We start from the raw sequence: 25,663 nt of genomic DNA on the forward strand, positions 1-25,663 counted from the left end.
AACCAACAAACAAGAGAATCGATATGGGCGCACAGTGGAAATCCAAACATAAAGAAATCGCAGCAAACGCAAAGGGCAAGATCTTCGGCAAGCTCGCCAAGGAAATCATGGTCGCCGCACGCGGCGGCGCCGATCCCGCCTCCAATTCGCGTCTGCGTCTCGTGGTCGAGCAAGCCAAAAAAGCTTCCATGCCCAAAGATACGCTGGATCGCGCCATCAAGAAGGGCGCAGGCCTGCTTGATGGAGGCGCGCAATTGGAGCGTTTCGTGTACGAAGGCTTCGCCCCGCACCGTGTACCCGTCATCGTCGAATGCCTGTCCGACAACGTCAACCGCACCATGTCCAGCATGCGCGTGCTGTTCCGCAAGGGCCAGCTCGGTGCGGAAGGCTCCGTTTCCTGGGACTTCGACTATGTAGGCATGATCGAAGCGACCGCCAATTCCACTGATGCGGATGTCGAGGTTGCCGCCATCGAGGCCGGTGCACAGGATTTCGAACCGGCAGACGAGGATGGAACAGTGCTGTTTATCACCGATACCACCGACCTTGATGTCGTGTGCAAGGCGCTGCCTGCGCAGGGTTTTACGGTAGCGTCGGCCAAGCTGGGCTACCGCCCGAAGAATCCCGTCACGCTAAGCAACGACACCGAACGCGAAGAAGTAGAAGCCTTCCTGGAAGCGATGGATGCGGATGACGACGTGCAGAATGTGTATGTGGGGTTGGCGGGGTAGTATCCGGGCATTGCGCCGAAAAATTGACGCGCACAATCCGGCACCGTATATTCCACCCATGCAAACGCATCAAATCATCTCCGCCAACTCAATCATCGCCAAGCGACTGTGGCTAGCCATGCTAGCCCACTGCCGCAGCGCGCTCCTGTTTTAACGTCAGCATTTTTAACCGGGCAACTGCGGGTCTTCCGTAGTTGCTTTAGTCAGAGACCCGCATAGCCGATACTTTGGGGTCTTAACATCATGGCAAGTCTTACACGCAGTCTCTTCGCTGATCGGGATGTGTTTCTCGGTGTGATCTTCGCGCTGCTCGCGGCTGTCGGTTTTTCGGCCAAGGCCATCCTGGTCAAGCTGGCCTATCTCGACAGCGTGGATGCGGTGACGCTGCTGGCCCTGCGCATGGTGTTCTCGGTGCCTTTCTTCATCGGCGTTGCGATCTGGGCCAGGCGGCAGCATGCCGAGCCGCTGAACACGCATGACCGGTTGCTGGTATTGGGGCTGGGCCTGATCGGCTACTACTGCTCCAGCTTTCTTGATTTCCTCGGGCTGCAATATATCTCCGCCGGATTAGAGCGCCTGATCCTGTTTCTCTATCCGACCATGACGGTGATTCTCTCTGCGCTGCTCTACAAGCGCGCCATCGGACGGAAGGTCATCGCCGCAATGGCGTTGAGTTATGCGGGGATCGCGCTGGTGTTCCTGCATGACCTGGGGGCGAAGGAGGGTAGTATCGTCTTGGGCGCATCGCTGGTGTTCGCCAGCACCTTGTCCTATTCGATCTATCTGGTGGGGGCAGGACACGCCATCGCGCGCATCGGCACGATGCGCTTCACGGCCTATGCGATGGTGGTGGCGAGCGCGGCCTGCGTGCTGCAGTTCGTGGCGATGCGTCCCATGTCTGCGCTCGACTTGCCCCTGCGCGTGTATGAACTCTCCGTCGCGATGGCGATCTTCTCCACGGTACTGCCAGTGTTCCTTTTGTCCTTCGCGATCCGGCGCATCGGTTCGGGCAGCGCGTCGCTGATCGGTACCGTCGGGCCGGTCAGCACGATCTACATGGCGTATGTGATTCTGGGGGAAAGTCTCTCGCTGCTGCAGATCGCCGGATCGGCACTGGTGCTGGTCGGGGTGCTCATCATCAGCCTGAACAGTCAGCGTGCAAAAGCATGATGTTTGCCGCGCGGGCCGGGGCGTTTTTCAGCATAATGCCGGCCTGAGAACGCACACATCATTACCTGGACCATGCATCGACTGACATTCCTGTTCGCCCTGGTGTTCGCGACATCGGCAGCGGCGGCCGAACGTTGCGGCACGGACGATTTCGGCAATACTGTTTGCATGGATAAGGACGGGGTGGTTACCACCGTGCCGGCTGATCGTGCAGACAAGGATGGCAACGGGAATGTGACGCCGGCAGGTTCTACGGTCGAGTCGGGAAGCAAGGATGCCCGCGATGACAAGAATAGCCGCCCGCGCTGCGGGATAGACCCCTTCGGCAACAAAGTGTGCCGCTGATACATACAATTCAGGAGAAAGAACATGCGCATATTGCATACGATGATCAGGACCGGAAACCTGGATCGCTCCATCGATTTCTATACCAAGGTGCTGGGCATGAAGCTGCTGCGCCGTCACGATTATCCCGAGGGGAAGTTCACGCTGGCCTTTGTCGGCTATGGCGACGAGCGCGATCAGGCGGTGATCGAACTGACCTACAACTGGGGCGTCGAGAGCTATGACTTGGGCGCCGGCTTCGGCCACATCGCCATCGAGGTCGACGACGTCTATGCCTCCTGCGACGAGATCAAGCGTCTAGGCGGGACGGTGACGCGCGAGGCGGGACCGATGAAGGGCGGGACGACGGTCATCGCGTTCGCAGCCGACCCCGACGGCTACAAGATCGAACTCATTGGAAAGAAGGGTTGAACATGAAACAACTGACCGATTCGGCGCTGGACGCACTCAGCCTGCAAGCGCAGCAGTCGCCGCGCTTGCGCGCCAACAGTAACCTGCACGCCGAGTTGACCGACCCGGTCCAGCGTCTCGCCATTGCGATGGAACCGGATACCCTGGTCGTGCCGCATCGCCATCCACAGACCTGGGAGCTGCTGAGCGCATTGCGCGGGCGCTTCGTGGTGCTGACTTTCGACGATGCGGGCAAGGTCACCGAGCGCGTCGTGCTGGGAGAGGGCCGCAACGTGCTGGAATTCCCGGCCAATACCTGGCATGCCGTTCTGTCGCTGGATAGCGGCGGGGTGATCTTCGAGGTGAAGCAGGGGCCGTATACACCGATCGGCGAATCCGATATCGCGGTCTGGAGCAAGGGCCGCGACGCAGCGACGCTGAACGCCTGGTATGCCGTTGCACGCGTGGGCGATAGTCTGTAAAGCTACTGGAGGATGACGGCGACGAAGTCGCCCTCGAACCGGCCGGCCTGTTGCCCTTCGCAATTCAATACCGACTGGATGCTGATGCGGGCGCGCTTATGCTTCAACAGCGTGGCGAGGAAGCGTTGCCATTTCTCCGGAGAAGGTGCCGCGGCTTCGGCAGAGAATTCACCTGGCATCGGCAGGTCGTAGCTCATGCTGTTCTTCTGGATGACGAGACGTGCCTTGATATTCGCGTCCAGCAGGCTGACATGGAGCAGCGCCCATGCCGAGAGGATGGCGACAGCAGAGGCGCTGCCGCCGAACACGGTATCGCGATGATTGATGTTGGGAGCCAGCGGGGCCGCAAGGCAGACGCCTTGCGGGCTGGCAGTCTTGACCTCCACGGCCATCGCCTTGGACAGCGGGATGTGGGCGTGGAGGTAATCCTGTAACGCTTGCGGCGTCGGCGCGGGCACTACTTACCTGCTGCGCGTTCCGCCGATTGCACGGTGTTGGCCACCAGCATGGTGATGGTCATGGGGCCGACGCCGCCGGGCACAGGGGTGATCCAGCCCGCGACTTCCTTGGCGGAATCGAAATCCACGTCGCCGCACAGCTTGCCGTCAGGAAGGCGGTTGATGCCGACGTCGATCACGGCCGCACCGGGCTTGATCATGTTGCCGGTGATCATCTTCGGCCTGCCTGTCGCCACCACCAGGATGTCGGCATCGCGAGTGAACTTGGCGAGGTCGACGGTCTTGGAGGTGCAGATGGTGACGGTGGCGTTGTGCTGCAACAGCAACAGCGCCATCGGCTTGCCGACGATGTTGCTGCGGCCTACCACCACGGCATGCTTGCCTTCGATGGAGATGCCGCTCTTCTGCAGCAGGACCAGCGAGCCGTAAGGCGTGCAGGGCGCGAAGCGCATGTTGCCCGTGGCCAGTGCGCCGACGTTGACCGGATGGAAGCCATCCACGTCCTTGTCCGGGCTGATGGCGTTCAATATCTTGTCGCTGTCGATGTGCTTGGGCACCGGCAGTTGCACCAGCAGGCCGTGGATCTTCGGGTCGGCATTCAGCTCGGCGATCTTTGCCAGCAGCGTCGCTTCGGAAGTGTCGGCGGGCAGGGCGATGTGCTCGGAGTGCAGGCCCAGCTCGGCGCAGGCCTTCACCTTGTTGGCGACATAGACCTTGGAAGCCGGGTCTTCGCCGACGATGATGACGGCCAGTCCCGGCGTGATGCCGCGCGCCTTGAGGGCGTCGGCGCGCACCTTCCATTCGGCGCGCACTTCCTGCGCGATCGCCTTGCCGTCAATGATGCGTGCGGTCATCTTGATCTCCTTGCGAATCAGAACTCGGGTTTGACTGCGGCGTTCTTGTAGTTGGCCACGCCGGACATGATCTCGGCGCGTGCCGATTCACCGTCTTCCCAGCCGCCGATCTTGACCCACTTGTTGGGTTCCAGGTCCTTGTAGTGGGCGAAGAAGTGTTCGATCTGCTTCAGCGAGATCTCGGGCAGGTCGGTATAGGTCTTCACGTTGCGATACATGGCGGTCAGCTTGTCCACCGGTACGGCCAGCAGCTTGGCATCCACGCCCGATTCGTCTTCCATCTTCAGCACGCCCAGCGGACGGCAGCGCACGACGCAGCCGACTTGCAGGGGGATGGGGGTGACGACCAGCACGTCCACCGGGTCGCCGTCGTCGGACAGGGTATGCGGGATGTAGCCGTAGTTGCAGGGGTAGTGCATCGCGGTGCTCATGAAGCGGTCCACGAAGATCGCGCCGGAGTCCTTGTCCACTTCATATTTGACCGGCTCGCCGTGCATCGGGATCTCGATGATGACGTTGAAGTCGTTGGGAAGGTCTTTGCCGGAGGGAACCTTGTTCAAGCTCATTTTGTTTCCTTGGATAGAAGGGGTTGAGAAAGGCGCAATTATAAGCGATGCGGGACAATGCTGCTAAACCGCATTAGGTTTAGAATGTGCCGACTACTTCCCAAGGAGATGATGCTATGGCTACCAAATTGAGCGGAAAAATGGTCATTGGGCAATCGGGCGGGCCCACTGTCGTCATCAACCAGTCGCTGGTCGGGGCTGTGCTGGCGGCGCGCAAGCAGTCCAACATCACCGGTATCCTCGGCGCTCGCCATGGCATCGCGGGGATACTGAAGGAAGACTTCATCGATCTCACCACGCAAAGTGTGGAACAACTCGAACTGGTCGCCACGACTCCTGCGGCGGCATTGGGTTCGGTGCGGCTCAAGCCAGGCCAGGCCGAATGCGAGAAGGTGTTCGAAGTGTTCCGCAAGCACGACGTGCGCTACTTCTTCTACATCGGCGGCAACGACTCGGCCGAGACCGCTCACATCATCGCGGAGATGGCGAAACAGGCGAACTACGATTTCTGCACCGTCCACATCCCCAAGACCATCGACAACGACCTCAAGGTCACCGACCACTGTCCGGGCTACGCCTCGGCGGCGCGCTTTGTGGCGCTCGCCTTCATGGGCGACGACCGCGACAACCGCGCACTGGAAGGCATCAAGGTCAACGTGGTGATGGGGCGCAACGCCGGCTTCCTGACGGCAGCCTCCGCGCTGGCGCGCCAAGAGGAGCGCGACGGCCCGCACCTGATCTACCTGCCGGAGCGTGTGTTCGACGTGGACAAGTTCAAGCAGGATGTCCGCGCTGTGGTGGCCAAATATGGGCGCTGCGTGGTGGCCGCCTCCGAAGGCATTTCCGACAAGGACGGCAATCCGATCTCGACCACCGGCGAGCGCGATTCTCACGGCAACATCCAGCTTTCCGGCACGGGCGCGCTGGGCGACACCCTCGCGGCACTGGTGAAAGAAGCTTTCCCCGGGCAGAAGGTGCGCGTGCGCGCCGATACTTTTGGCTATCTGCAGCGTTCCTTTCCCACCATCGTCTCGGCGGTGGATGCGAAAGAGGCGCGCATGGTCGGCGACTATGCGGTGAACCATGCCGTTGCGACGGGAGAGCCGGGATCGGTTGCGATCCGCCGCCTGAGCAGCAAGCCGTACTCCAGCGAATGCTTCATCACGCCGCTGTCTTCCGTGGCGCGCGAGGCGACCGCGATGAAGGATGAATACATCAATGCGGCGGGCAACGATGTGACGCAAGCCTGGCTGGATTACGTCGCGCCGCTGGTCGGCGAATTGCCGAAAATGGGCAGGCTGTGACCTGCCGGCAGTGAACATCAAGGATAGAGGCTAATCATGGCAACCAATCCCGTTACTTCTGGCGGCAATGCGAACCAGGCCGCGCAGCAGACACAGCAGTCCGATGCCACCAGACAGGCGGCGGAAGCCAAGAGGGCCGCGGATCAGGCGATGCGAGCCGAGGAGCTCGACAGGCAGCGAAAAGCCGAGCAGGCACATAGAGAGCAGCAGAACCAGCAGGCCAAGCCTGTGGTGAACACGCAGGGACAGGTGACGGGGCAGGTGGTCAACACCGTCGCTTGACGCTTTTTGATCTATCAATGAAAAACAGGGCGGAGGTTCGCCCTGTTTCGTTTTGCAGGAACCTTCTCCTTACAGCAGCGGCACGATCATCAGTGCGACGATGTTGATGATCTTGATCAGCGGGTTCACGGCCGGCCCTGCGGTGTCCTTGTACGGGTCGCCGACGGTGTCGCCGGTCACGGCCGCCTTGTAAGCATCCGAGCCCTTGCCGCCGTAGTTGCCGGCCTCGATGTATTTCTTCGCGTTATCCCACGCGCCGCCGCCAGTGGTCATCGAGATGGCGACGAAGATGCCGGTGATGATGGTGCCGACCAGCACGCCGCCCAGGGCCTTGGGCCCAAGCGTCAAACCGACAATGATCGGCACGGCCACGGGCAGCAGCGAGGGCATGATCATTTCCCTGATCGCCGCCTTGGTGAGCATGTCTACCGCCCTGGAATAATCGGGCTTGGCGGTCCTTTCCATGATGCCGGGGATCTCCTTGAACTGGCGGCGCACTTCCACCACCACGCTGCCTGCCGCGCGTCCTACCGCTTCCATGCCCATCGCGGCGAACAGGTAGGGCACCAGGCCGCCGATGAACAGGCCGATGATGACCATGTGGTCGGACAGGTCGAACAGCGTGGCAGTATGGAAATGCGCTTCCAGCGCATGGGTGTAATCGGCGAACAGCACCAGCGCGGCCAGTCCCGCGGAGCCGATGGCGTAGCCCTTGGTCACTGCCTTGGTGGTGTTGCCCACCGCATCGAGCGGATCAGTGATGTTGCGGATTTCTTCCGGGAGTTCTGCCATCTCGGCGATGCCGCCCGCGTTGTCGGTGATCGGGCCGTAGGCGTCGATGGCCACGATGATGCCGGTCATCGACAGCATGGCAGTGGCGGCGATGGCGATGCCGTACAGGCCGGCCATCTCATAGGCGGCGAAGATGCTGGCGCACACGGCCAGCACCGGCGCTGCGGTGGCGCGCATCGAGACGCCCAGACCGGCGATGATGTTGGTACCGCTGCCTGTGGTGGATGCCATGGCGATGTGGTGTACCGGATCGTGTTCGGTCGCGGTGTAGTACTCGGTGATGATCACCATCGCGGCAGTGAGCAGCAGGCCGACCAGCGCCGAGCCGTATAGGGCGAGGACGGAGTAGCTGCCGTTGTCGCCCATCAGCCACGAGGTGATGGGGTAGAAGGCGATGGCTGCCAGTCCGCCGGCAACGGCGAGGCCGCGGTACAGCGCGTTCATGATCTTGCCGCCTTCATGCGCGTGGACGAAGAAGGTGGCGACGATGGAAGCGATGATGGAGAAGCCACCCAGCACCAGCGGGTAGATCACGGCATTGGCTCCGGCGTTGGACATCACCATGGCGCCCAGCAGCATGGTGGCGATGATGGTCACGGCATAGGTCTCGAACAGGTCGGCCGCCATACCCGCGCAGTCGCCGACGTTGTCGCCCACATTGTCCGCGATCACGGCCGGGTTGCGCGGATCGTCCTCGGGAATGCCGGCTTCGACCTTGCCGACCAGGTCGGCGCCGACGTCCGCGCCCTTGGTGAAGATGCCGCCGCCGAGACGCGCGAAGATGGAGATCAGCGAGCCGCCGAAGCCGAGGCCGACCAGTGGTTGGAGGATCGCGCTGGTGCTGGCGCCTGCGGGCGCGGTGGCGGCGAGGAAAGCGTAGTAGCCCGCCACGCCGAGCAGGCCTAGACCGACCACCAGCATGCCGGTGATGGCGCCGCCCTTGAACGCCACGTTCAATGCCGCGTTGAGGCCGTCATGCGCGGCCTGCGCGGTGCGGACGTTGGCGCGCACCGAGATGTTCATGCCGATGAAGCCTGCCGCGCTGGACAGCAGCGCGCCTATCGCAAACCCGAGGGCCGTCTGCCAGCCAAGTGCAATGAAGATGGTGACGCACAATACGACGCCGACCACGGCGATGGTCGTGTATTGCCGCCTCAGGTAGGCCGATGCGCCTTCCTGTATGGCTGCGGCGATCTCCCGCATCCGGTCGCTGCCGGCCGGTTTGCCCAGAATCCATTTGATCGAAGCGGCGCCATACAACAGCGCGGCGGCTGCACATAACAACGCAAACCACAGACCTTCCGACATGATCCCTCCTGTGCAAGATAATCAAACGAACGTCTGGCTAGGATACTGCGGATTGCCGGCGCTGGCATGCTGTTTTTCGCTTATGTAATGGTGCAGGAGATTTTGTGCGATTATTGCGAACCGCGCAGCAAGAATTGAAGCTGTACGGACTATAAAAAAGATAGGATGTGGAAGAGAGATGGCGATAGAGTTGTTCAATAACGGCAAGCACATGTGCCTGATGTTCGACGATCTGGTGGACGATGCCTCCAACGTGGCGGTGCAGGCCAACCAGTTCCTGATCGTGGACAACGGCCACGGTGCGCTGCTCGACCCGGGCGGCAACATGACTTACAACGGCCTGCTGATGTCGATGCACGGCTACTTCCCGCCCAAGCGGCTCGAATACCTCCTGGCGTCGCACGCCGATCCGGACATCATCGCTTCGGTGAACAAGTGGCTGATCCACTCCGACTGCAAGGTACTTATCTCCCAGTTGTGGACGCGCTTTGTTCCGCACTTCTGCAGCGTGGGCAGTGTCGAAGGGCGTATCGAGGGTATTCCGGACGAGGGCATGAGCCTGCAGCTGGGCGATTGCATCATCAAGGCGATTCCTGCGCACTTCATGCATTCGGAAGGCAACTTCCAGTTCTACGATCCGATCAGCAAGATACTGTTCAGCGGCGACATGGGCGCTTCCCTGATGCCTCACGGCAAGGCGGATACGCCGGTGGAGGATTTCGATACGCACGTCCCGTATATGGAAGACTTTCACCGCCGTTACATGATCTCCAACAAGATCTGCCGCTACTGGGTGAACATGGTGCGCGAGATGGACGTGGAGTGGATCGTGCCGCAACACGGGCGTTCATTCAGGGGAAAACAGATGGTCAACCGCTTCCTCGACTGGGTCGAGCAACAACCCTGCGGGATAGACCTGATGACGCAGGACAATTACCGCGTTCCGGCGTAGCCGAAAAACTACTGGTGAAACAACTAGCCATTCGACTAGGCCGTCAAAAAACAACGGCCAAGTCGCTGGTTATGCAGTGGTCATCTGCGGCGTTGCGCGGTGCAGCTGACCATCCTCGCTACGTTTTTCAATAGCTGTTAGATCAGTCTTGCGCCAAGGCGGCTGCGCCAGCACCGGCGATCTGGCCGTCCTGGAACGAACGCACGCCGCTGATGCCGAGGCCGCCGATGATGACGCCGTCGCGTTCCAGCGGTACGCCGCCTTCTGCGGGAATCACGCCGGGCAGGGCGAGGTGGATCAGGCGTCCGCTCAGCACGGCTTCCTCCGATGCCTTGGTCGGGCGCTGGAAAGCGATCGCCGCATGCGCCTTGGTGATTGCCGTCTCGACGCTGCCGAACTGGGTGTCGTGGCTGCGCTGCAGGTAGAGCAGGTGACCGCCGTCGTCGACGACGGCGATGACCACAAGCCAGCCGTTGCGTTGCGCTTCCGCCTCCGCGGCCGCAGCGACGCGCTTGGCGTCCTCAAGCGTGAGGATGGGCTTGGTCGCCATGCTTACGCCCCCAGCGCGCGGAAGATCTGGTCGCGGATGTTCTCCACACTGCCCACGCCCGGAATGTGCACGATCTTGGGTGCTTTCGCCTCGCCGGACTTGGCCCATGCGGAGTAGTAATCGACCAGCGGCTTGGTCTGCTCGTGGTAGACGTTGAGGCGCTTGACCACGGTGTCTTCGACGTCGTCAGGACGCTGCACCAGCTCTTCGCCGGTGACGTCGTCCTTGCCTTCCACCTTGGGCGGGTTGAATACCACATGATAGGTGCGGCCGGAAGCCGGATGCACGCGGCGTCCGCTCATGCGCTTGATGATCTCGCTGTCCGGCACGTCCACTTCGACCACGTAGTCGATGGGCACGCCCGCATCCTTCATCGCCTGAGCCTGAGGGATGGTGCGCGGGAAGCCGTCGAACAGGAAGCCGTTGGCGCAGTCCGATTCCTTGATGCGTTCCTTGACCAGATTGATGATGATGTCGTCGGACACCAGCGCGCCCGCATCCATGATCTTCTTTGCGGCGAGGCCCAGCGGCGTGCCAGCCTTGACCGCGGCACGCAGCATGTCACCGGTGGAGATCTGCGGGATGTTGAATTTTTCCTTGATGTAGTTGGCTTGCGTGCCTTTGCCCGCACCCGGTGCGCCCAGCAGTATCAGTCTCATTTGGTGGTTCCTCCGTTGGTTCTTTTTTCGAAAATTTGTCGAGCTACCTGTAAATCCTGTTCGGTGTCCACGCCACTGGGCGGGGCCTCTTCGGCGACGAACACGCCGATCTTGTAGCCGTGATACAGCGCGCGCAATTGTTCCAGCGCCTCGAACTGTTCGATCGCCGCCGGGGCGAGCCGGCCGTAGGCGCGCAGGAAACTGACGCGGTAGGCGTAGATGCCGATGTGGCGCAGCACGGGCATGTCCTGCGGCAACGGCTGTTGTGCGGCGAACGCGTCGCGCGGGTAGGGGATGGGGGCGCGGCTGAAATACAGCGCGTTGCCGTGCTTGTCCAGCACGGTCTTGACGATGTTCGGGTTGCGCAGCGCTGCCTCGTCGTGGATCGCGTGGCAGGCCGTGGCGATGGCGCATTCCGGGTGCGCATGCAGATGTTCGGCGACGGCGCGCACCAGCGCGGGCGGCATCAGCGGCTCGTCGCCCTGTACATTGACCACTATCGTTTCATCAGTCCAGCCCTGCTGCTCGACGACTTCGGCAATGCGGTCGGTGCCGCTGGCATGCGTATCCTTCGTCAAACAGGCCTTGAAGCCATGCTCATGCACCACGCCGGCGATGGCGTGATGGTCGGTGGCGATCCATATCTGCTGCGCGCCGCTTTGTGCGGCCTGTTCCGCGACTCGTACCACCATCGGCTTGCCGGCGATGGGCAGCAGCGGTTTGCCCGGCAGGCGGGTGGAGGCATGGCGCGCCGGGATGACGACGTGAAAAGCGACCATCAGAGTTTTTCGGCTTCTTCCGGCGTGAGCTTGCGCGCTTCGTCGGCCAGCATCACCGGGATGCCGTCATCGATCCTGAAGGCCAGACGGTCCGCCTTGCAGATGAGTTCTTTCTCGGCCTTGTGGTAGATCAGCGGGGATTTGCACAGCGGGCAAACGAGGATGTCGAGCAGTTTAGCGTCCATGAGGGGCGATCTTTCGCAGTATGTGAGCGGTCAGGGCTGGATCGATCCGGGCGTCCACACGCAACACCCAGTATCGCTCGTCAGCGAACGCGGCGCATTTTACCGCATCTTTTTCGGTGAGGAGTATCGCATCGCAATCGGCAAAGGCGAGTTCTTCCGCACGATAGGGGTGGTGGTCGGGGAAGGGGTGTGGCGTGAACGCGATGCCGAGCGACTCCAGGTGCAGGAAATAGCGCCGGGGATTGCCGATGCCGGCGACCGCGTGATTGCGCAGCGCATGAAAGTGCGCGGCAGTGACGATACGGGCGGGATCGAGCAGGTTATAGAAAACGGCTCCGTCCAGGTTCATGGCGTATTGGCCGGATGTTGTCTCTCCGCCGTTCACAACGACCGCATCGACCGTCCTCAGGCGCCCGGCAGGTTCGCGCAACGGGCCGGCGGGCAGCAACATTCCGTTGCCCAGGCCGCGCGCGCCGTCGACGACCGCGATCTCCGCATCGCGTTGGAGGCGGTAGTGTTGCAATCCGTCGTCGCACAACACTACATCGCATTGCGGGTTGGCTTGCAGTCCGGTTTGCGCGGCCGCGGCTCTATCCTTGCCCACCCATACCGGGCAGAGTTGGCGTCGCGCCATCAGCAGGGGTTCGTCGCCGACGCTGCGCGCATCGCTGTCCAATGTGACGGCGCGGGGCTGCCCAGTGTCGCCGCCATGGCCGCGACTGACGATGAGCGGATGCATGCCGCGCTCGATGAGTTGTTGCGCCAAGGCTAGCGTGAGCGGCGTCTTGCCGGTCCCGCCGACGCTGATGTTGCCGACCACGACGACGGGTACCGGCAGCCTGACGCTATGCAGCAGGCCGGCGCGGTACAGCGCGCGGCGCAGGGCCGCGAGCAGGCGGAAGATCAGGCTGACGGGATAGAGAATCAGGTGCAGCGGGGTGATGCGGTACCAGTGTCGCTCCAGGCCGGACATCCCTATTTGGATTGGTTCTGGGTGGTGAAGGTGATGCGTCCGTAACCAGCCAGGCGAGCCGCTTCCATCACGTTGACCACGGCCTGGTGCGGGGTCTTGGCGTCGGCGTTGATGACGATGGTGGGATCGGTCTGGTCGCCGGCCGCTTTCTTCAGCGAGGCGGCAAGCGCCTCGACGCCGTTGAAGGAGATCGTCTGGTTGTCGACGGCGTAGTGTTCCGATGCGTCCACTGCGACGTTGATCGGCTTGGCTTCCGCCACCGTGGCATCGCCGCCGGCCTGCGGAAGGTTGATCTGCAGCTCGGAGAACTTGGCATAGCTGGTGGTGACCATCAGGAAGATGAGGATCACGAGCAGCACGTCGATCATCGGGATCAGGTTGATCTCCGGTTCTTCGCGAGTGCGTCCGCGCTGGAAGTTCATTACTTCACCCTTGCGCCGTGGACGATCTCGACCAGCTTGATCGCCTGTTGCTCCATCTCGACGGTCAGGCTGTCCACTTGGGCGCGGAAGTGGCGGTAAGCGATCATGCTGGGCATGGCCACGATCAGGCCGAACGCCGTGTTGTACAGCGCTACGGAAATACCGTGGGCGAGGACCGCCGGGCTGTTGCCGGCGGCGCTTTGCGAGCCGAAGATCTCGATCATGCCGACCACCGTGCCGAACAGGCCGAGCAGCGGGCTGATCGAGGCGATGGTGCCAAGCGTCGTAAGGAAGCGCTCCAGGTCATGAGTGGTTGCGCGTCCCGCTTCCTCGATGGACTCTTTCATCACTTCGGGCGAGCTCTTGATGTTCTTGAGCCCGGCGGCGAAGATGCGTCCCAGCGGCGAGCTTTCGGCGAGACGGGTCAACATGCCGTCGCTGACGCCGCGCTGCTTTAGTTCCTTGATGACTTCGTCCAGGAGGGCGGGAGGGGCGACGCGGGCGGAGCGCAGGGAAACCGAACGTTCTGCGATCAGTGCTACCGCGATGATGGATGCGACGATTAAAAACCAGATCGGCCAGCCGGCCGCTTCTACGATTGCAAACACGCAGTTTCTCCAGAAGATGTGCTTAAATTGACAGGGCGCAACTGTAGCGTGTCGCACCTAGTTGAGCAACATTTCTCAGGATTAGCTTTAGCAAGATTTCGCTAACCTGCCATTTGAAAAGAGTATTTCCGTTTACCCACAAAAGCTGTGGATAACTTTGTGGATGAATTTTGCGGTAGGGGTTTAACTCGGCGCCGGATAAGGGTTTTCCTTGAGTTGCCTATTTTTTGGCATGCCATTAACATTATTAAAAACAACGAGTTATCGTAAGTTAAGTATTTTTGCATAGCGGGTTTTTACGCAAAGCCGCGAATTTCCTCGGGTTGTGGATTAATTTGGATTGTCAATATGCCTACCGGTCTATTTTTTGAAGAAAAGAGTCGCGTCTTGCGCGTCGCGGAACTCACCAGTGCAATCAAGAAGTTGCTCGAATCCGAGGTGCCGCTGCTGTGGGTGAGGGGGGAGATCTCCAATCTGGTGAAGGCGGCGTCCGGTCACTGGTATTTCGCGCTCAAGGACGACCAGGCGCAGGTGCGCTGCGTGATGTTCCGGCATAAGAATCAATTCCTGAGTGCGCCGGTTGCCAATGGTTCGCAGGTCGAGGTCCTGGCCGTCGCCACCCTGTACGAGCAGCGCGGCGATTTTCAGCTCACCGTCGAGCAGATGCGTCCGGCCGGACTGGGCGTGCTCTATGAGCGCTTTGCTCAACTCAAGCTGAAGCTGGAAGCCGAAGGCCTGTTCGATCCGGCGCGCAAACGTCCGTTGCCTCAATATCCCAAACGTATCGGCATCGTCACTTCGCCGCAGGCCGCCGCGCTGCGCGATGTGCTGACCACTTTGCGCAGCCGCCTGCCCGGCGTGCCGGTAGTGCTGTACCCGACCGCGGTGCAGGGCACCGGCAGCGCGGAGCAGATCGCGGCTGCCGTCCGCACCGCGAACCAGCGCGCGGAATGCGACGTGCTCATTGTCTGCCGCGGCGGCGGCAGCATCGAAGACCTGTGGGCTTTTAACGAAGAGGTCGTGGCGCGCGCCATCGCCGCCAGCGACATTCCGGTCGTCAGTGGCGTCGGCCACGAGACCGATTTCACCATCGCCGATTTCGTCGCCGACGAACGCGCGCCGACGCCGACCGCGGCGGCGCAGCGCGTCGTGCCGGACCGCCATGCCCTGATGCGCGGCTTGCGCGACATCGCGCAACACCTGAGGCGCGCGCAGCGCAACCGTCTGCAGAACGCGATGCAGACGGCGGACTATCTGCAGCGCCGCCTGGTGCACCCCGCGCAACAGTTGCAACGCCAGACCCAGCAGCTGGATCAGCTGCACCAGCGCCTGCAGCGTGCCTACGCCTACCGCAGGCAACACCAGCACTGGCAGTGGCAATCCCTGGCGCAACGCCTGCAGGCAGCGAGCGGAGACTTCGTTCGCCTGCAGGACCGGCAGGCTAACCTCGCGCAGCGCCTGACCCGTGCGATGCACAACACACAGCAGCGACACGCTTCGCGACTGGAGAACATCGCGCAACACCTCGTCTACCTCGATCCGAAACAGGTTTTCGCTCGCGGCTACAGCATGGTTCAGGATGCAAATGGCCGCGTCGTGTCGGATGCGGCGACGCTGGCGGCTGGCGACGAGTTGAGGGTCACGTTCGCGAAGGGATGGGCGAAGGCCGAGGTGAAGGAGACGGGCGGAAAGTAGGATGGGTTGCGTGAAGCGATAACCAGCGACTTGGTCGCGGTATTTTGCGGCTAGTCGATTGGCTATGCAAAGCTACCCATCAATCAAAACCGCCGGGGGGGAGCCCGACAGCTAGTCACTTTCTTTTGCGTCGCCAAAAGAAAGTAACCAAAGAAAAGGCGACCCCGGTTTGCCGCCCCTACGGGGGGCCCTCGATCAGACGCAAACGAGCGGGGCTGCGGAACTCGCGCTTCGCGCTCAGACATAACCAGCGACTTGGCTGGCGTCGCTTGCCAGCTTAGTCGAATGGCTAGTTGTTTCATCAGTCCTCGCCGACATCCCCTGACCAGCCTGTGCTACTCGGCGGCGCACAGGGGAAGAAAAACGGAAATTCAAAGTCAAATACATCAACCAAAAACTGATGCCGCGCAAGCGCGGCATCAGTTCTAAATCCACTCAAATCAGCCCCTCACCAAGATCAACAAACGACCCACGACTCAAATTGCTCTGCTAACGTCTGCTCATCGGCCTAAGCGGACCGAGCCAAAAATTATAGAGGCGGCTGCAATGCAACCAACAGCGGGCATTTGCTGCCACCTGGATATGATCACGCCCGACCTTGCCGCTCCACAACATTTTCTCAATGATTCTTGTAAAGAATTCCCGCCTTACCTGGACTTTCAGGATGCTCTCCAGACAAGGCCGTACTCATCGAATCTTCACTACAACCTTGCCTTTGGCGCGCCCAGTTTCGACATAATCCAGAGCTTCCTGTGTCGCCTCGAACGGAAATACCCGATCCACGACAGGACATATCGCACCGGAATCAATGAGCGCAGCGATCTGGCGCAACTGGCCGCCGCTTGCTTTCATAAAAAGAAATGAATAATCGATACCACGGCGCTTGGCTTTTCTTCTGATGCCCGTGCTCAAAAGCCGCATGACTTGCTTCACAAACCAGGGGGCCTTGATTGCATCTGCGAACTCGGGAACGGGAGGGCCGGAAATGGAGATGAGTTTCCCGCCGGGCTTAAGCACACTCAGGGACTTCTCAAGTGTCTTGTTGTCCTGACTATTCAGAACCACATCGTAGCCAAGCAGGCTTTTTTCGAAATCATCCTTCTTGTAGTCGATTACGATATCGGCACCGAGGCGCTTTACCCAGTCCACATTGGCCGTGCTCGTCGTCGTCGCCACGAACGCACCGAGATGTTTCGCCAACTGAATTGCAATTATCCCGACGCCGCCGGAGCCAGCCTGAATGAAAATCTTTTGCCCCTTCTTCAACTTTGCCGTTTCGATCAACGCCTGCCACGCGGTCAACCCGACCAGAGGGATGGAGGCCGCTTCTTCCATGGAGAGTGATTTAGGCTTGATCGCGAGCGAGTCTTCCTTGATCGCAATCAGTTCGGCGAATGCACCGATCCGGAAGTCGTCCGGCCGGGAATAGACCTCGTCGCCGGGCTTGAATTTCTTCACCCGCCCCCCGACGCGAACCACAACTCCGGCCACGTCATGACCAAGGACGAGTGGAAAGCGATAGGGCAGGAGGAGTTTGAACTCGCCGCTTTTGATCTTGCCGTCCAACGGATTCACGCCAGCGGCATGCACCTGGACCAATACTTCGTTCTCGCCCAGTTCGGGTTCGGGCATGTCGCCAAGGCGCATGCGGCCTTTTTTTCCATAACGTTCCAGAATTATTGCTTTCATCATGTTTGTTCTCTGCGAAATAGGGATGGGTGTGTCAGGTAGGACGGTTCATGCGTTGACATCAACGACTGTGCGGCGCAGGGTTATCATCGAGCCGCAGATCCTTGCGAAGTGCAGCGTCGACAATTCCGGCAGGTGCAAATCGGCGCAGGAATCGAAGCCTGCTGGCGAGCCCCTCGGGTGTGTAACGGTGTTTCGGGTGGGCGGCGGTCGCGGCTTTCAGCACGGTGTCGGCAACGACACTGGGAGGCTGGGCATTTGCCATCACCTCCTGTATGCGTTTGTTCACTGTGGCGCGGTTCGCGTGGTATTCATCGAGCTTGGCATCAGCTTCGAGCATGTTTGCATCGAACGGTGTCTTGGTGTAGGCCGGCTCGATAACCGAAACGCGGATGCCGCGCGTGCGCAGCTCGTGATCAAGCGATTCGGAATAGCCTGCGATTGCATGTTTGCTTGCCGCATAAAGCGCCCCGTATGGCATGGGCAAAAAACCAAGCACCGAGCCGATATTGAGAATACGACCACTCCCTTGTTGCCGCATGTAAGGCACAACGGCTCGGGTCAGGCGGAGGACACCGAAGAAGTTTGTCTCGAAGATCGACTTGGCCTGTTCGATCGAAACCTCTTCCGCTCCGGCTGGCGCAACGCCGAAACCGGCGTTGTTCACCAGCAAGTCGATACGGCCGGCACGCCGCATGACTTCTTGAACGAGGGCTTCGACGGAGTCGTCGCTGTTTACATCCAGAGGAAGCATCTCGAACAGTCGCTGACCGGCCCCCGGGGCTGCCCTTCTGCTGGTGCCGAATACCCTGTAGCCAGCCTTGGCCAGACGCTCCGCTGTGGCTTCTCCGATGCCTGAAGATGCTCCTGTTATGAGGGCGACACGCTTATTGTTATTGCTCATGACTTAAATCTCCTTGTGTGGTGGGTTGCTTCCTGTCAAACTGTTACTATCAATTCGAGAGTGATATTACTATCAATTTGAAACCGTGTCGCTATCAAAATAGTATGGACGATAAAAATACTTGCAATGACCCGTGCCCCATATCTCGCAGCTTGGCTTTTGCCGGCGACGCTTGGAGTCTGTTGATACTGCGGGACGCACATGGCGGCCTAACGCGCTTTGATCAATTCCGGAAAAGCATTGGCATCGCCCCGACGATCCTGACCCGGCGGCTGGCTATGCTTACTGAGGAGGGGTTGCTAGAGAAACGGCGCTACTCTGAGCACCCCCCGCGGGAGGAATATGTGTTGACCGCTGCCGGGCGCGACTTTCTGCCGGTGCTTTTCATGATTGGAGCGTGGGGACGCCAATATCGTGGCGGAGGTAAATTGGTGCGCTTTCTGGATGCTGAAACAGGGACAGAAATTAAAGCGGTGGCCGTGGATGAAGTCACCGGGGCCAAGATCGGGACTCGTCCGATACGCATCGTCACCCCCGATGAAGACTGAAAGGTGATTTGACAGACAATTGCAGTGACCTGTCGTTGATTCCCTAGATGCGATGAACCCAAGGAAACGCTGCCCTATAAGCAGACTAAAAATCTGAGGGGGGCAGTTGTTATGGCAAGCTTGATGCGGCAGCTTTATGTAAGCAAAGGGCCACTACTTCTTTGGATACTCAACGGCCGCTTTGGCCGATAACCGGCCACTCGGCGAACGGTTTTGTTTTTGACCTTTTCATCCCCTGTGCGCCGCCGAGTAGCGCAGGCTGGTCAGGGGATGTCGGCGAGGACTGATGAAACAACTAGTCATTCGACTAAGCTGGCAAGCGACGCCAGCCAAGTCGCTGGTTATGTTTGAGCGCGAAGCGCGAGTTCCGCAGCCGCCTGACCAGTCGACAACACGCCGCGTAGCGGCTTGTTGCGGCGGAGACTAACCTTCAGGTTATGTCGTAGCCAACAACGCAGGGAACCGCGAAGCGGCGGCAAACCGGGGGCGCCTTCTTTCGGTTACCTTTCTTGGCAAGACAAGAAAGGTAACTTGCTGCCGGGCAACCCCTGGCGGTTTTGGTGTTGGGTATCGCGTGCGGTATCATGCCGCCCTTCGATTTAACTGCAGTCCGTAGCAAGGCTTTCTCTCCATGACATCCGACAACTTCCTCGATCTCCCTCCATTGTTGAGCGCGCGCGGCACGGTCACGCTGCCCGGCTCGAAGAGCATCTCCAACCGCGTGCTGCTGCTGGCGGCATTGTCCGCGGGGACGACCGAGGTGCGCGATGTGCTGCTGTCGGACGATACCGAGCGCATGCTGGACGGCTTGCGCAAGCTGGGCGTGGGCGTCGAGCAGGTGGAGTCGCATGTGTTCCGCGTGACGGGTTGCGGCGGCAATTTTCCGAATAAAGAAGCCGAGCTGTTCCTCGGCAACGCCGGTACGGCGTTCCGCCCGCTGACGGCAGCGCTGGCGCTGTCCGGCGGGCATTACACGCTGTCCGGCGTGGCACGCATGCACGAGCGGCCCATCGGCGACCTGGTGGATGCGCTGCGTGCGCTGGGCGCGAACATCGACTATCTGGACAATGAAGGCTTCCCGCCGCTGGAGATATTCCCAGCGACCTTGAGCGATGCGGCGCGCGTCAGCGTGCGCGGCGACGTGTCCAGCCAGTTCCTCACCGCGCTGCTGATGGCGCTGCCATTGCTGGATCGCGAGGTGACGGTGGAGGTGGCGGGCGAGCTGATCTCTAAACCTTATATAGAGATCACGCTGGCAATGATGAAGCGCTTCGGCGTCGAAGTTGCGCGCGATGGCTGGCGCAGCTTCACCGTTGCGGCGGGCAGTCGCTATGTTTCGCCCGGCACTGTCTATGTCGAGGGCGATGCCTCGTCGGCTTCGTATTTCCTCGCCGCGGGGGCGATCGGCGGCGGGCCGCTGCGCATCGAGGGTGTGGGCAGCGAGAGCATCCAGGGCGACGTCCGTTTCGCCGATGCGCTGGCGCTGATGGGCGCACAGATCACCATGGGGCCGAACTGGATGGAGGCGCGCGGGCCTGAGAGCGGAAAGCTCAAGGCCATCGACCTTGACTGCAACCACATTCCCGATGCGGCGATGACGCTGGCGGTGGCCGCGCTGTTCGCCGAGGGCACGACCACGCTGCGTAACATCGCCAGCTGGCGCGTGAAGGAGACGGACCGCATCGCGGCGATGGCGACTGAACTGCGCAAGGTGGGCGCGACGATGGAGGAGGGCGCGGACTATATTCGTGTCACGCCGCCCGCGCACATCAGGCATGCGGCCATCGACACCTATGACGACCACCGCATGGCGATGTGCTTCTCGCTCGCGGCGTTCGGCACGGAAGGGATGTGCATCAACGATCCGGGTTGCGTCGCCAAGACCTTCCCCGAATACTTCTCCGCTTTCGCCGGCATGACGCAGGCTGTGCCGGTCATCGCCATCGATGGCCCCTCCGCCTCGGGCAAGGGCACGGTGGCGCAACGCGTGGCGACTGCGCTGGGCATGCATTATCTCGACAGCGGCGCGCTGTATCGACTCCTGGGCCTGGCGGCGCAGCGGCGCGGCGTCGCGCTGGATGCGGAAGCGCAACTGGCCAAGCTGGCCGGGCAGATCGATATCCGCTTCGAGGGGGAGGACATCTGGCTGGACGGCGTGAAGGTGGGCGACGAGTTGCGCACCGAAGAGGCGGGCTCTGCGGCCTCGAAGGTCGCCGCCCTGCACCAGGTGCGCGCGGCCCTGCTGGCCAAGCAGCGGGCCTTCCGCCGCGCGCCGGGGCTGGTGGCGGACGGGCGCGATATGGCGTCCGTGGTGTTCCCGGACTCGGTGCTGAAGATATTCCTGACCGCCAGCGCCGAGGCGCGCGCCGAGCGCCGCTATAAGCAGTTGAAGGAAAAAGGAATGAGTGCTAATATCGCCGCCCTTTTGCAGGATATCCGGGCGCGCGACGAGCGAGACACTCAACGTAGCGCAGCTCCGCTGCAACAGGCGCCGGGTGCGAGCCTGCTGGACACCACTGCTCTGAACATCGAGCAGGCGGTTGCCGAAGTGCTGGCGCGCTACCGGGCGAAGAAATAGGCCCCGTCGGACTCTCCGTCTTTCGGGATCGTCAACCAACCCTCTGCGTGAGCAGAAATTTTATCTTAGGTGTATCCGATGAACGCAACCGCAACTGCAGCCGCTGTACAAAATCCCGATAGTTTTGCCGCTATGTTCGAAGAAAGCTTGACGCGCAAGGAAATGCGCGCGGGCGAACTGATCACCGCACAAGTCGTGCGCGTCGATCACAACGTGGTGGTCGTTAATGCCGGACTGAAGTCCGAAAGTTTGATTCCGGTCGAGGAATTCCTCGACGACAAGGGCGCGCTGGAAGTTGCGGCTGGTGATTTCGTCACCGTCGCGATCGAGTCGCTGGAAAACGGTTATGGCGAGACCAAGCTGTCGCGCGAAAAGGCCAAGCGTCTGGCCGCATGGCACGATCTGGAAGTGGCCATGGAAGAAGGCAAGATCGTCGAAGGCTTCGTCAGCGGCAAGGTCAAGGGTGGCCTGACCGCGATGGTCAACGGCATCCGCGCGTTCCTGCCGGGTTCCCTGGTGGACATCCGTCCGGTCAAGGACACCACTCCGTACGAAAACAAGACCATGGAGCTGAAGGTCATCAAGCTGGACCGCAAGCGCAACAACGTGGTTGTTTCCCGCCGCGCAGTGCTGGAAGAGACTATGGGTGCCGACCGTGAAGCGATCATGGAAAACCTCAAGGAAGGCGCGATCGTCAAGGGCGTGGTCAAGAACATCACTGACTACGGTGCATTCGTTGATCTGGGCGGTATCGACGGCCTGCTGCACATCACCGACCTGGCATGGCGCCGCGTCAAGCACCCGTCCGAGGTGCTGTCCGTTGGCGACGAAGTCGAAGCCAAGATCCTCAAGTTCGACCAGGAGAAGAACCGCGTTTCCCTGGGCATCAAGCAGATGGGCGACGATCCGTGGAACGGCCTCGCACGCCGCTACCCGCAAGGCACCCGCCTGTTCGGCAAGGTGACCAACCTGACCGACTACGGTGCATTCGTTGAGATCGAGCAAGGCATCGAAGGTCTGGTGCACGTGTCCGAAATGGATTGGACCAACAAGAACGTTCATCCGTCCAAGGTCGTTTCTCTGGGCGACGAAGTGGAAGTGATGATCCTCGAGATCGACGAGCAACGCCGCCGTATCTCCCTGGGCATGAAGCAGTGCCAGTCCAATCCTTGGGACGACTTCGCTGCCAACCACAAGAAGGGCGACAAGGTTAAGGGCCAGATCAAGTCCATCACCGACTTCGGCGTGTTCATCGGCCTGGAAGGCGGCATCGACGGTCTGGTTCACCTGTCCGACCTGTCCTGGAGCCAGCCTGGCGAAGAAATGGTGCGCAACTACAAGAAGGGCGACGAAGTCGAAGCCGTGGTTCTGGCGATCGACGTGGAGCGCGAGCGCATCTCCCTGGGTATCAAGCAACTGGAAGGTGATCCGTTCGGCGGTTTCGTTTCCGGCAATGAGAAGGGCGCAGTGGTCACCGGTACCGTGAAGTCTCTGGATGCCAAGGGTGCTGTGATCGCGCTGGAAGGCGACGTCGAAGCCTATCTGAAGGCTTCCGAAGTTTCCGCCGACCGCGTCGAAGACATCCGCAACCACCTGAAGGAAGGCGACAGCGTCACCGCCGTCATCATCAACGTGGATCGCAAGAACCGCGGCATCAACCTGTCGATCAAGGCCCTCAACAAGGCTGAAGAATCGGCTGCGATGCAGAAGTTCTCCGCTGAAAGCAACGCCAGTGCGGGTACCACCAACCTGGGCGCCTTGCTGAAGGCCAAGATGAGCGGCGGCAAGAGCGAATAAGGTCGGAGTTAAGTCATGACTCGTTCCGATCTCATTGCCCGCTTGGCGGAGCTGCATCCGCAGCTGCTGGCCAAGGATGCAGAGTATGCCGTCAAGGTGATTCTGGACACGTTGTCCGCCACGCTCGCGCGCGGCGGGCGCGTCGAGATTCGCGGTTTCGGCAGCTTCGGCCTGAACTACCGTCCGCCGCGTCAGGGGCGCAACCCCAAGACCGGCGACAAGGTGAAGGTTCCGGCCAAGTATGTGCCGCATTTCAAGGCGGGCAAGGAGTTGCGGGAGCGGGTCAGCGACCACGAATCCTGATTTTGAGCTGAAGCAGTTCGAGTGGCGGCATATCGCAAGGTATCGCCGCCATTTTCTTGTCTGTTCGTGTTATCTTTAGCCCGATTTTTCGCGGATGAATAACGATGCGTTATCTTAATTGGCTGTTGCGTGCGGTGCTGTTCGTGATCCTGCTGGGATTCGCGATCAAGAACGATCAACCGGTCGCATTGCGCTATTTTTTCGGCTATGAGTGGCACTCATCGCTGGTGGTTGTATTGCTGGTCTTTTTTGCCGCCGGTGCGGCGGTCGGCGTGCTGGCCATGTTCGCCAATGTCTTGCAACAGCGCCGCGAGATCGCGCGCCTGAAGCGCGATATCCGCGTCAAGAACACACTCGCCGGTGTCGGCGAGACGCAGCAAACACCTATTCAACCTTCCTGACAGATTTTTCAAGTATGGAGTTCGAACCCTGGATGCTGCTGGTCTTCCCGTTGTTTTTCGGGATGGGCTGGCTGGCGGCCCGCATCGACATCAAGGACCTGCTCTCGGAATCGCATGCGCTGCCGCAATCGTATTTCCAGGGGCTGAACTTCCTGCTCAACGAGCAGCAGGACAAGGCCATCGAGGCCTTCATCGAAGTGGTCAAGGTCGATCCGCAGACCGTCGAGCTGCACTTCGCGCTGGGCAGCCTGTTCCGCCGGCGCGGCGAAGTGGATCGCGCGCTGCGCATGCACCACAATCTGGTGGACCGCGCCGACTTGGACAACGACAAGCGCCAGCAGGCGATCTTCGAGTTGGCGCAGGACTACCTGAAGGCCGGCATTCTCGATCGCGCCGAGACCCTGTTCCGCGAACTGGAGAAAACGCCGTATGGCAAACCGTCGCTGGAATTCCTGCTGGAGCTGTTCCAGAAGGAACACGACTGGCTCAAGGCGATCGAGGTCGCTCAACGCCTGTCCGTAGTGTCCGGCGAATCGCATGGCAAGCAGGCGTCCTTTTTCTATTGCGAGCTCGCGAGCGACGAGATCGCCGCGGGAGATGCGGCTGCGGCCCGCGCCCATCTGCAGCAGGCTTTGGAGGTTTGTCCCGAGGCGGTGCGTGCCAGCATGATGCTGGGCGACCTGGCTGCAGGCGAGGGCAAGCTGGAAGAGGCCATCGCCATCTGGAAGAACGTCGAGGCGCAGGATGCGCAATATCTGCCGCTGGTGGCGGAGCGTTTGCTGAACGCTTATCGTGATCTTGAGCGGGAGGCCGAAGGCATCGCACTGTTGCGCGGCTATCTGACCAAATACCACTCGGTGGACCTGATGAACGTGGTGTTCGACGGCGTGCTGAAGAACGAAGGTTCGTCCGCGGCGTACCAGCTGGTGCGTGAAGAACTGCAGCGCAATCCGACCTTGATCGGGCTGGACAAGCTGCTCGAAGCCAGATTGCTGGAAGTGCCGATGGAGCGTCGCGCCGATGTCGAACTGGTGAAGGACCTGGTGCACAAACGCACGCGCAACCTGGCGTCGTACCATTGCGGCCACTGCGGTTTCAAGGCGCGCCAGTTCTACTGGCATTGCCCGGCCTGCCAGGCCTGGGACAGTTACCCGCCGCGACGCACCGAAGAAACAGGAATACAAATATGAACGACCCGAAAATCATCATCGCCCTCGACTATGCCGAGGCCGCACCGGCATTGGCTCTGGCCGACCGGCTGCAACCCTCGCAGTGCCGCCTGAAGGTCGGCAAGGAACTGTTCACCGCCACCGGACCTGCTCTGCTGGAGCAGCTGATGAAGCGCGGTTTCGAGATATTCCTCGACCTGAAATTCCACGATATCCCGAACACCACCGCGCAGGCATGCAAGGCCGCCGCGAGCCTCGGCGTGTGGATGGTCAACGTGCATGCGTTGGGCGGGCGCAAGATGCTGGAGGCGGCGCGTGAGGCGGTCGCGAACAGCGCACACCAGCCCAAGCTGATCGCCGTGACCATGCTCACCAGCATGGCGCAGGAGGACCTTGCAGACATCGGCATCGCGGCGACACCGGCAGAGATGGTGCTGCGCCTGGCGACCCTGGCGCGCGACAGCGGACTGGACGGCGTGGTGTGCTCGGCGCAGGAAGCCGCGATGTTGCGCCAGCGTTGCGGCAGCGAATTCTGCCTGGTGACGCCGGGCATCCGTCCCGCACAGGCCAGCCTCGACGATCAGTCGCGCGTGATGACGCCACAGGCCGCGCTTCAGGCAGGCTCCAGCTATCTGGTGATCGGGCGTCCCATCACCAAGGCGGCAGATCCCTTGCAGGCCTTGCTGGCGATCAATCAGGAAATCGTAGGGGCGCGATTCATCGCGCCCTGAAACCATCGCAATGGAATCGAATAATAAGAAAACCGGAG

The 25,663-nt window shown here is 60.8% G+C and carries 30 protein-coding genes; 16 read left to right on the forward strand and 14 right to left on the reverse strand.

Going from position 1 to position 25,663, the window contains the following annotated elements:
• The first annotated feature begins 23 nt into the window (after positions 1-23).
• The 5 genes from FGKAn22_RS04715 to FGKAn22_RS04735 all read left to right on the forward strand — a co-directional run bounded on the left by FGKAn22_RS04715 (position 24) and on the right by FGKAn22_RS04735 (position 3,118).
• The gene (locus FGKAn22_RS04715) at positions 24-731 is read left to right on the forward strand and encodes a YebC/PmpR family DNA-binding transcriptional regulator (protein WP_212786827.1); all 708 of its coding nucleotides are present in this window, start codon (positions 24-26) and stop codon (positions 729-731) included.
• 243 nt (positions 732-974) lie between these two features.
• Positions 975-1,901: a DMT family transporter gene (locus tag FGKAn22_RS04720; RefSeq protein WP_212786828.1), complete on the forward strand. Its 927-nt coding sequence runs from the start codon at positions 975-977 to the stop codon at positions 1,899-1,901.
• A gap of 72 nt (positions 1,902-1,973) precedes the next feature.
• Positions 1,974-2,246, forward strand: a complete 273-nt coding sequence (locus FGKAn22_RS04725) for a hypothetical protein (RefSeq protein ID WP_212786829.1) — start codon at positions 1,974-1,976, stop codon at positions 2,244-2,246.
• Positions 2,247-2,270: 24 nt separating this feature from the next.
• Complete coding sequence (gloA, locus tag FGKAn22_RS04730; RefSeq protein WP_212786830.1) at positions 2,271-2,657, forward strand: lactoylglutathione lyase; 387 nt, start codon at positions 2,271-2,273, stop codon at positions 2,655-2,657.
• Positions 2,658-2,659: 2 nt separating this feature from the next.
• On the forward strand, positions 2,660-3,118 hold the full coding sequence (locus FGKAn22_RS04735; RefSeq protein WP_212786831.1) for a WbuC family cupin fold metalloprotein: 459 nt from the start codon (positions 2,660-2,662) through the stop codon (positions 3,116-3,118).
• A 2-nt stretch (positions 3,119-3,120) separates the two neighbouring features.
• Here FGKAn22_RS04735 and FGKAn22_RS04740 read toward each other — a convergent pair whose 3' ends face one another.
• The 3 genes from FGKAn22_RS04740 to ppa are packed head-to-tail and all read right to left on the reverse strand — an operon-like array spanning position 3,121 to position 4,996.
• Positions 3,121-3,576 (reverse strand): YiiD C-terminal domain-containing protein, encoded by a 456-nt coding sequence (locus FGKAn22_RS04740; RefSeq protein WP_212786832.1) that lies wholly within the window; start codon positions 3,574-3,576, stop codon positions 3,121-3,123.
• The gene (folD, locus tag FGKAn22_RS04745) at positions 3,576-4,430 is read right to left on the reverse strand and encodes a bifunctional methylenetetrahydrofolate dehydrogenase/methenyltetrahydrofolate cyclohydrolase FolD (protein ID WP_212786833.1); all 855 of its coding nucleotides are present in this window, start codon (positions 4,428-4,430) and stop codon (positions 3,576-3,578) included. The genes FGKAn22_RS04740 and folD overlap by 1 nt, the downstream gene beginning before the upstream one ends.
• 17 nt (positions 4,431-4,447) lie before the next feature.
• Positions 4,448-4,996: an inorganic diphosphatase gene (ppa, locus tag FGKAn22_RS04750; RefSeq protein ID WP_212786834.1), complete on the reverse strand. Its 549-nt coding sequence runs from the start codon at positions 4,994-4,996 to the stop codon at positions 4,448-4,450.
• Between the two features lie 116 nt (positions 4,997-5,112).
• Between ppa and FGKAn22_RS04755 the strand changes: the two genes are divergently transcribed.
• Both FGKAn22_RS04755 and FGKAn22_RS04760 read left to right on the forward strand, forming a co-directional pair.
• Positions 5,113-6,300, forward strand: coding sequence for a 6-phosphofructokinase (locus tag FGKAn22_RS04755; protein ID WP_212786835.1), 1,188 nt, complete (start codon positions 5,113-5,115; stop codon positions 6,298-6,300).
• 36 nt (positions 6,301-6,336) lie between these two features.
• Positions 6,337-6,582: a hypothetical protein gene (locus FGKAn22_RS04760; protein ID WP_212786836.1), complete on the forward strand. Its 246-nt coding sequence runs from the start codon at positions 6,337-6,339 to the stop codon at positions 6,580-6,582.
• Between the two features lie 69 nt (positions 6,583-6,651).
• Here the strand turns inward: FGKAn22_RS04760 and FGKAn22_RS04765 are convergent, their stop codons facing one another.
• On the reverse strand, positions 6,652-8,682 hold the full coding sequence (locus FGKAn22_RS04765; protein ID WP_212786837.1) for a sodium-translocating pyrophosphatase: 2,031 nt from the start codon (positions 8,680-8,682) through the stop codon (positions 6,652-6,654).
• Positions 8,683-8,860: 178 nt separating this feature from the next.
• Here FGKAn22_RS04765 and FGKAn22_RS04770 point away from each other — a divergent pair, with 178 nt between their 5' ends.
• Positions 8,861-9,634: an oxygen-binding di-iron domain-containing protein gene (locus FGKAn22_RS04770; RefSeq protein ID WP_212786838.1), complete on the forward strand. Its 774-nt coding sequence runs from the start codon at positions 8,861-8,863 to the stop codon at positions 9,632-9,634.
• 142 nt (positions 9,635-9,776) lie between these two features.
• Here FGKAn22_RS04770 and FGKAn22_RS04775 read toward each other — a convergent pair whose 3' ends face one another.
• The 7 genes from FGKAn22_RS04775 to FGKAn22_RS04805 are packed head-to-tail and all read right to left on the reverse strand — an operon-like array spanning position 9,777 to position 13,810.
• On the reverse strand, positions 9,777-10,184 hold the full coding sequence (locus tag FGKAn22_RS04775; RefSeq protein ID WP_212786839.1) for a GlcG/HbpS family heme-binding protein: 408 nt from the start codon (positions 10,182-10,184) through the stop codon (positions 9,777-9,779).
• A gap of 2 nt (positions 10,185-10,186) precedes the next feature.
• Positions 10,187-10,843 (reverse strand): adenylate kinase, encoded by a 657-nt coding sequence (adk, locus tag FGKAn22_RS04780; protein WP_212786840.1) that lies wholly within the window; start codon positions 10,841-10,843, stop codon positions 10,187-10,189.
• Complete coding sequence (gene kdsB, locus FGKAn22_RS04785) at positions 10,840-11,622, reverse strand: 3-deoxy-manno-octulosonate cytidylyltransferase (protein WP_212786841.1); 783 nt, start codon at positions 11,620-11,622, stop codon at positions 10,840-10,842. Before kdsB ends, adk begins: the two co-directional genes overlap by 4 nt.
• Positions 11,622-11,807 (reverse strand): Trm112 family protein, encoded by a 186-nt coding sequence (locus FGKAn22_RS04790; protein WP_212786842.1) that lies wholly within the window; start codon positions 11,805-11,807, stop codon positions 11,622-11,624. The genes kdsB and FGKAn22_RS04790 overlap by 1 nt, the downstream gene beginning before the upstream one ends.
• Complete coding sequence (lpxK, locus tag FGKAn22_RS04795; protein ID WP_212786843.1) at positions 11,797-12,780, reverse strand: tetraacyldisaccharide 4'-kinase; 984 nt, start codon at positions 12,778-12,780, stop codon at positions 11,797-11,799. The genes FGKAn22_RS04790 and lpxK overlap by 11 nt, the downstream gene beginning before the upstream one ends.
• A 2-nt stretch (positions 12,781-12,782) precedes the next feature.
• The gene (locus tag FGKAn22_RS04800) at positions 12,783-13,202 is read right to left on the reverse strand and encodes an ExbD/TolR family protein (protein WP_212786844.1); all 420 of its coding nucleotides are present in this window, start codon (positions 13,200-13,202) and stop codon (positions 12,783-12,785) included.
• Entirely contained in the window at positions 13,202-13,810 is a 609-nt protein-coding gene (locus tag FGKAn22_RS04805) for a MotA/TolQ/ExbB proton channel family protein (RefSeq protein ID WP_212786845.1), read from the reverse strand. The genes FGKAn22_RS04800 and FGKAn22_RS04805 overlap by 1 nt, the downstream gene beginning before the upstream one ends.
• Positions 13,811-14,158: 348 nt before the next feature.
• Here FGKAn22_RS04805 and xseA point away from each other — a divergent pair, with 348 nt between their 5' ends.
• Entirely contained in the window at positions 14,159-15,505 is a 1,347-nt protein-coding gene (xseA, locus tag FGKAn22_RS04810; RefSeq protein ID WP_212786846.1) for an exodeoxyribonuclease VII large subunit, read from the forward strand.
• 237 nt (positions 15,506-15,742) lie between these two features.
• On the opposite strand, the gene FGKAn22_RS04815 is transcribed toward xseA, so the two are convergent.
• From FGKAn22_RS04815 to FGKAn22_RS04825, 3 genes are all read right to left on the reverse strand, one after another.
• On the reverse strand, positions 15,743-15,940 hold the full coding sequence (locus FGKAn22_RS04815; protein ID WP_212786847.1) for a hypothetical protein: 198 nt from the start codon (positions 15,938-15,940) through the stop codon (positions 15,743-15,745).
• Between the two features lie 252 nt (positions 15,941-16,192).
• Entirely contained in the window at positions 16,193-17,197 is a 1,005-nt protein-coding gene (locus tag FGKAn22_RS04820; protein WP_343214995.1) for an NADP-dependent oxidoreductase, read from the reverse strand.
• A gap of 58 nt (positions 17,198-17,255) precedes the next feature.
• Positions 17,256-18,098: an oxidoreductase gene (locus FGKAn22_RS04825; protein ID WP_212786848.1), complete on the reverse strand. Its 843-nt coding sequence runs from the start codon at positions 18,096-18,098 to the stop codon at positions 17,256-17,258.
• A gap of 104 nt (positions 18,099-18,202) precedes the next feature.
• Here FGKAn22_RS04825 and FGKAn22_RS04830 point away from each other — a divergent pair, with 104 nt between their 5' ends.
• The 7 genes from FGKAn22_RS04830 to pyrF all read left to right on the forward strand — a co-directional run bounded on the left by FGKAn22_RS04830 (position 18,203) and on the right by pyrF (position 25,625).
• A complete protein-coding gene (locus FGKAn22_RS04830; RefSeq protein ID WP_212786849.1) occupies positions 18,203-18,646 on the forward strand; it encodes a winged helix-turn-helix transcriptional regulator in 444 nt (147 codons plus the stop codon).
• A gap of 631 nt (positions 18,647-19,277) precedes the next feature.
• Positions 19,278-21,224, forward strand: coding sequence for a bifunctional 3-phosphoshikimate 1-carboxyvinyltransferase/cytidylate kinase (locus FGKAn22_RS04835; RefSeq protein WP_212786850.1), 1,947 nt, complete (start codon positions 19,278-19,280; stop codon positions 21,222-21,224).
• Positions 21,225-21,302: 78 nt separating this feature from the next.
• Positions 21,303-23,021, forward strand: coding sequence for a 30S ribosomal protein S1 (gene rpsA / locus FGKAn22_RS04840; protein ID WP_212786851.1), 1,719 nt, complete (start codon positions 21,303-21,305; stop codon positions 23,019-23,021).
• A gap of 15 nt (positions 23,022-23,036) precedes the next feature.
• Positions 23,037-23,324, forward strand: a complete 288-nt coding sequence (locus FGKAn22_RS04845) for an integration host factor subunit beta (RefSeq protein ID WP_212786852.1) — start codon at positions 23,037-23,039, stop codon at positions 23,322-23,324.
• Between the two features lie 104 nt (positions 23,325-23,428).
• On the forward strand, positions 23,429-23,725 hold the full coding sequence (locus FGKAn22_RS04850) for a LapA family protein (protein WP_212786853.1): 297 nt from the start codon (positions 23,429-23,431) through the stop codon (positions 23,723-23,725).
• Positions 23,726-23,739: 14 nt separating this feature from the next.
• Complete coding sequence (gene lapB / locus FGKAn22_RS04855; RefSeq protein WP_212786854.1) at positions 23,740-24,915, forward strand: lipopolysaccharide assembly protein LapB; 1,176 nt, start codon at positions 23,740-23,742, stop codon at positions 24,913-24,915.
• Positions 24,912-25,625 carry an orotidine-5'-phosphate decarboxylase gene (gene pyrF, locus FGKAn22_RS04860; RefSeq protein WP_212786855.1) on the forward strand — a complete coding sequence of 238 codons (714 nt, stop codon included), beginning with the start codon at positions 24,912-24,914 and terminating at the stop codon, positions 25,623-25,625. Before lapB ends, pyrF begins: the two co-directional genes overlap by 4 nt.
• The last annotated feature ends 38 nt before the right edge of the window (positions 25,626-25,663 follow it).

The organism is Ferrigenium kumadai (assembly GCF_018324385.1).
In the GTDB taxonomy this organism is placed as follows: domain Bacteria; phylum Pseudomonadota; class Gammaproteobacteria; order Burkholderiales; family Gallionellaceae; genus Gallionella; species Gallionella kumadai.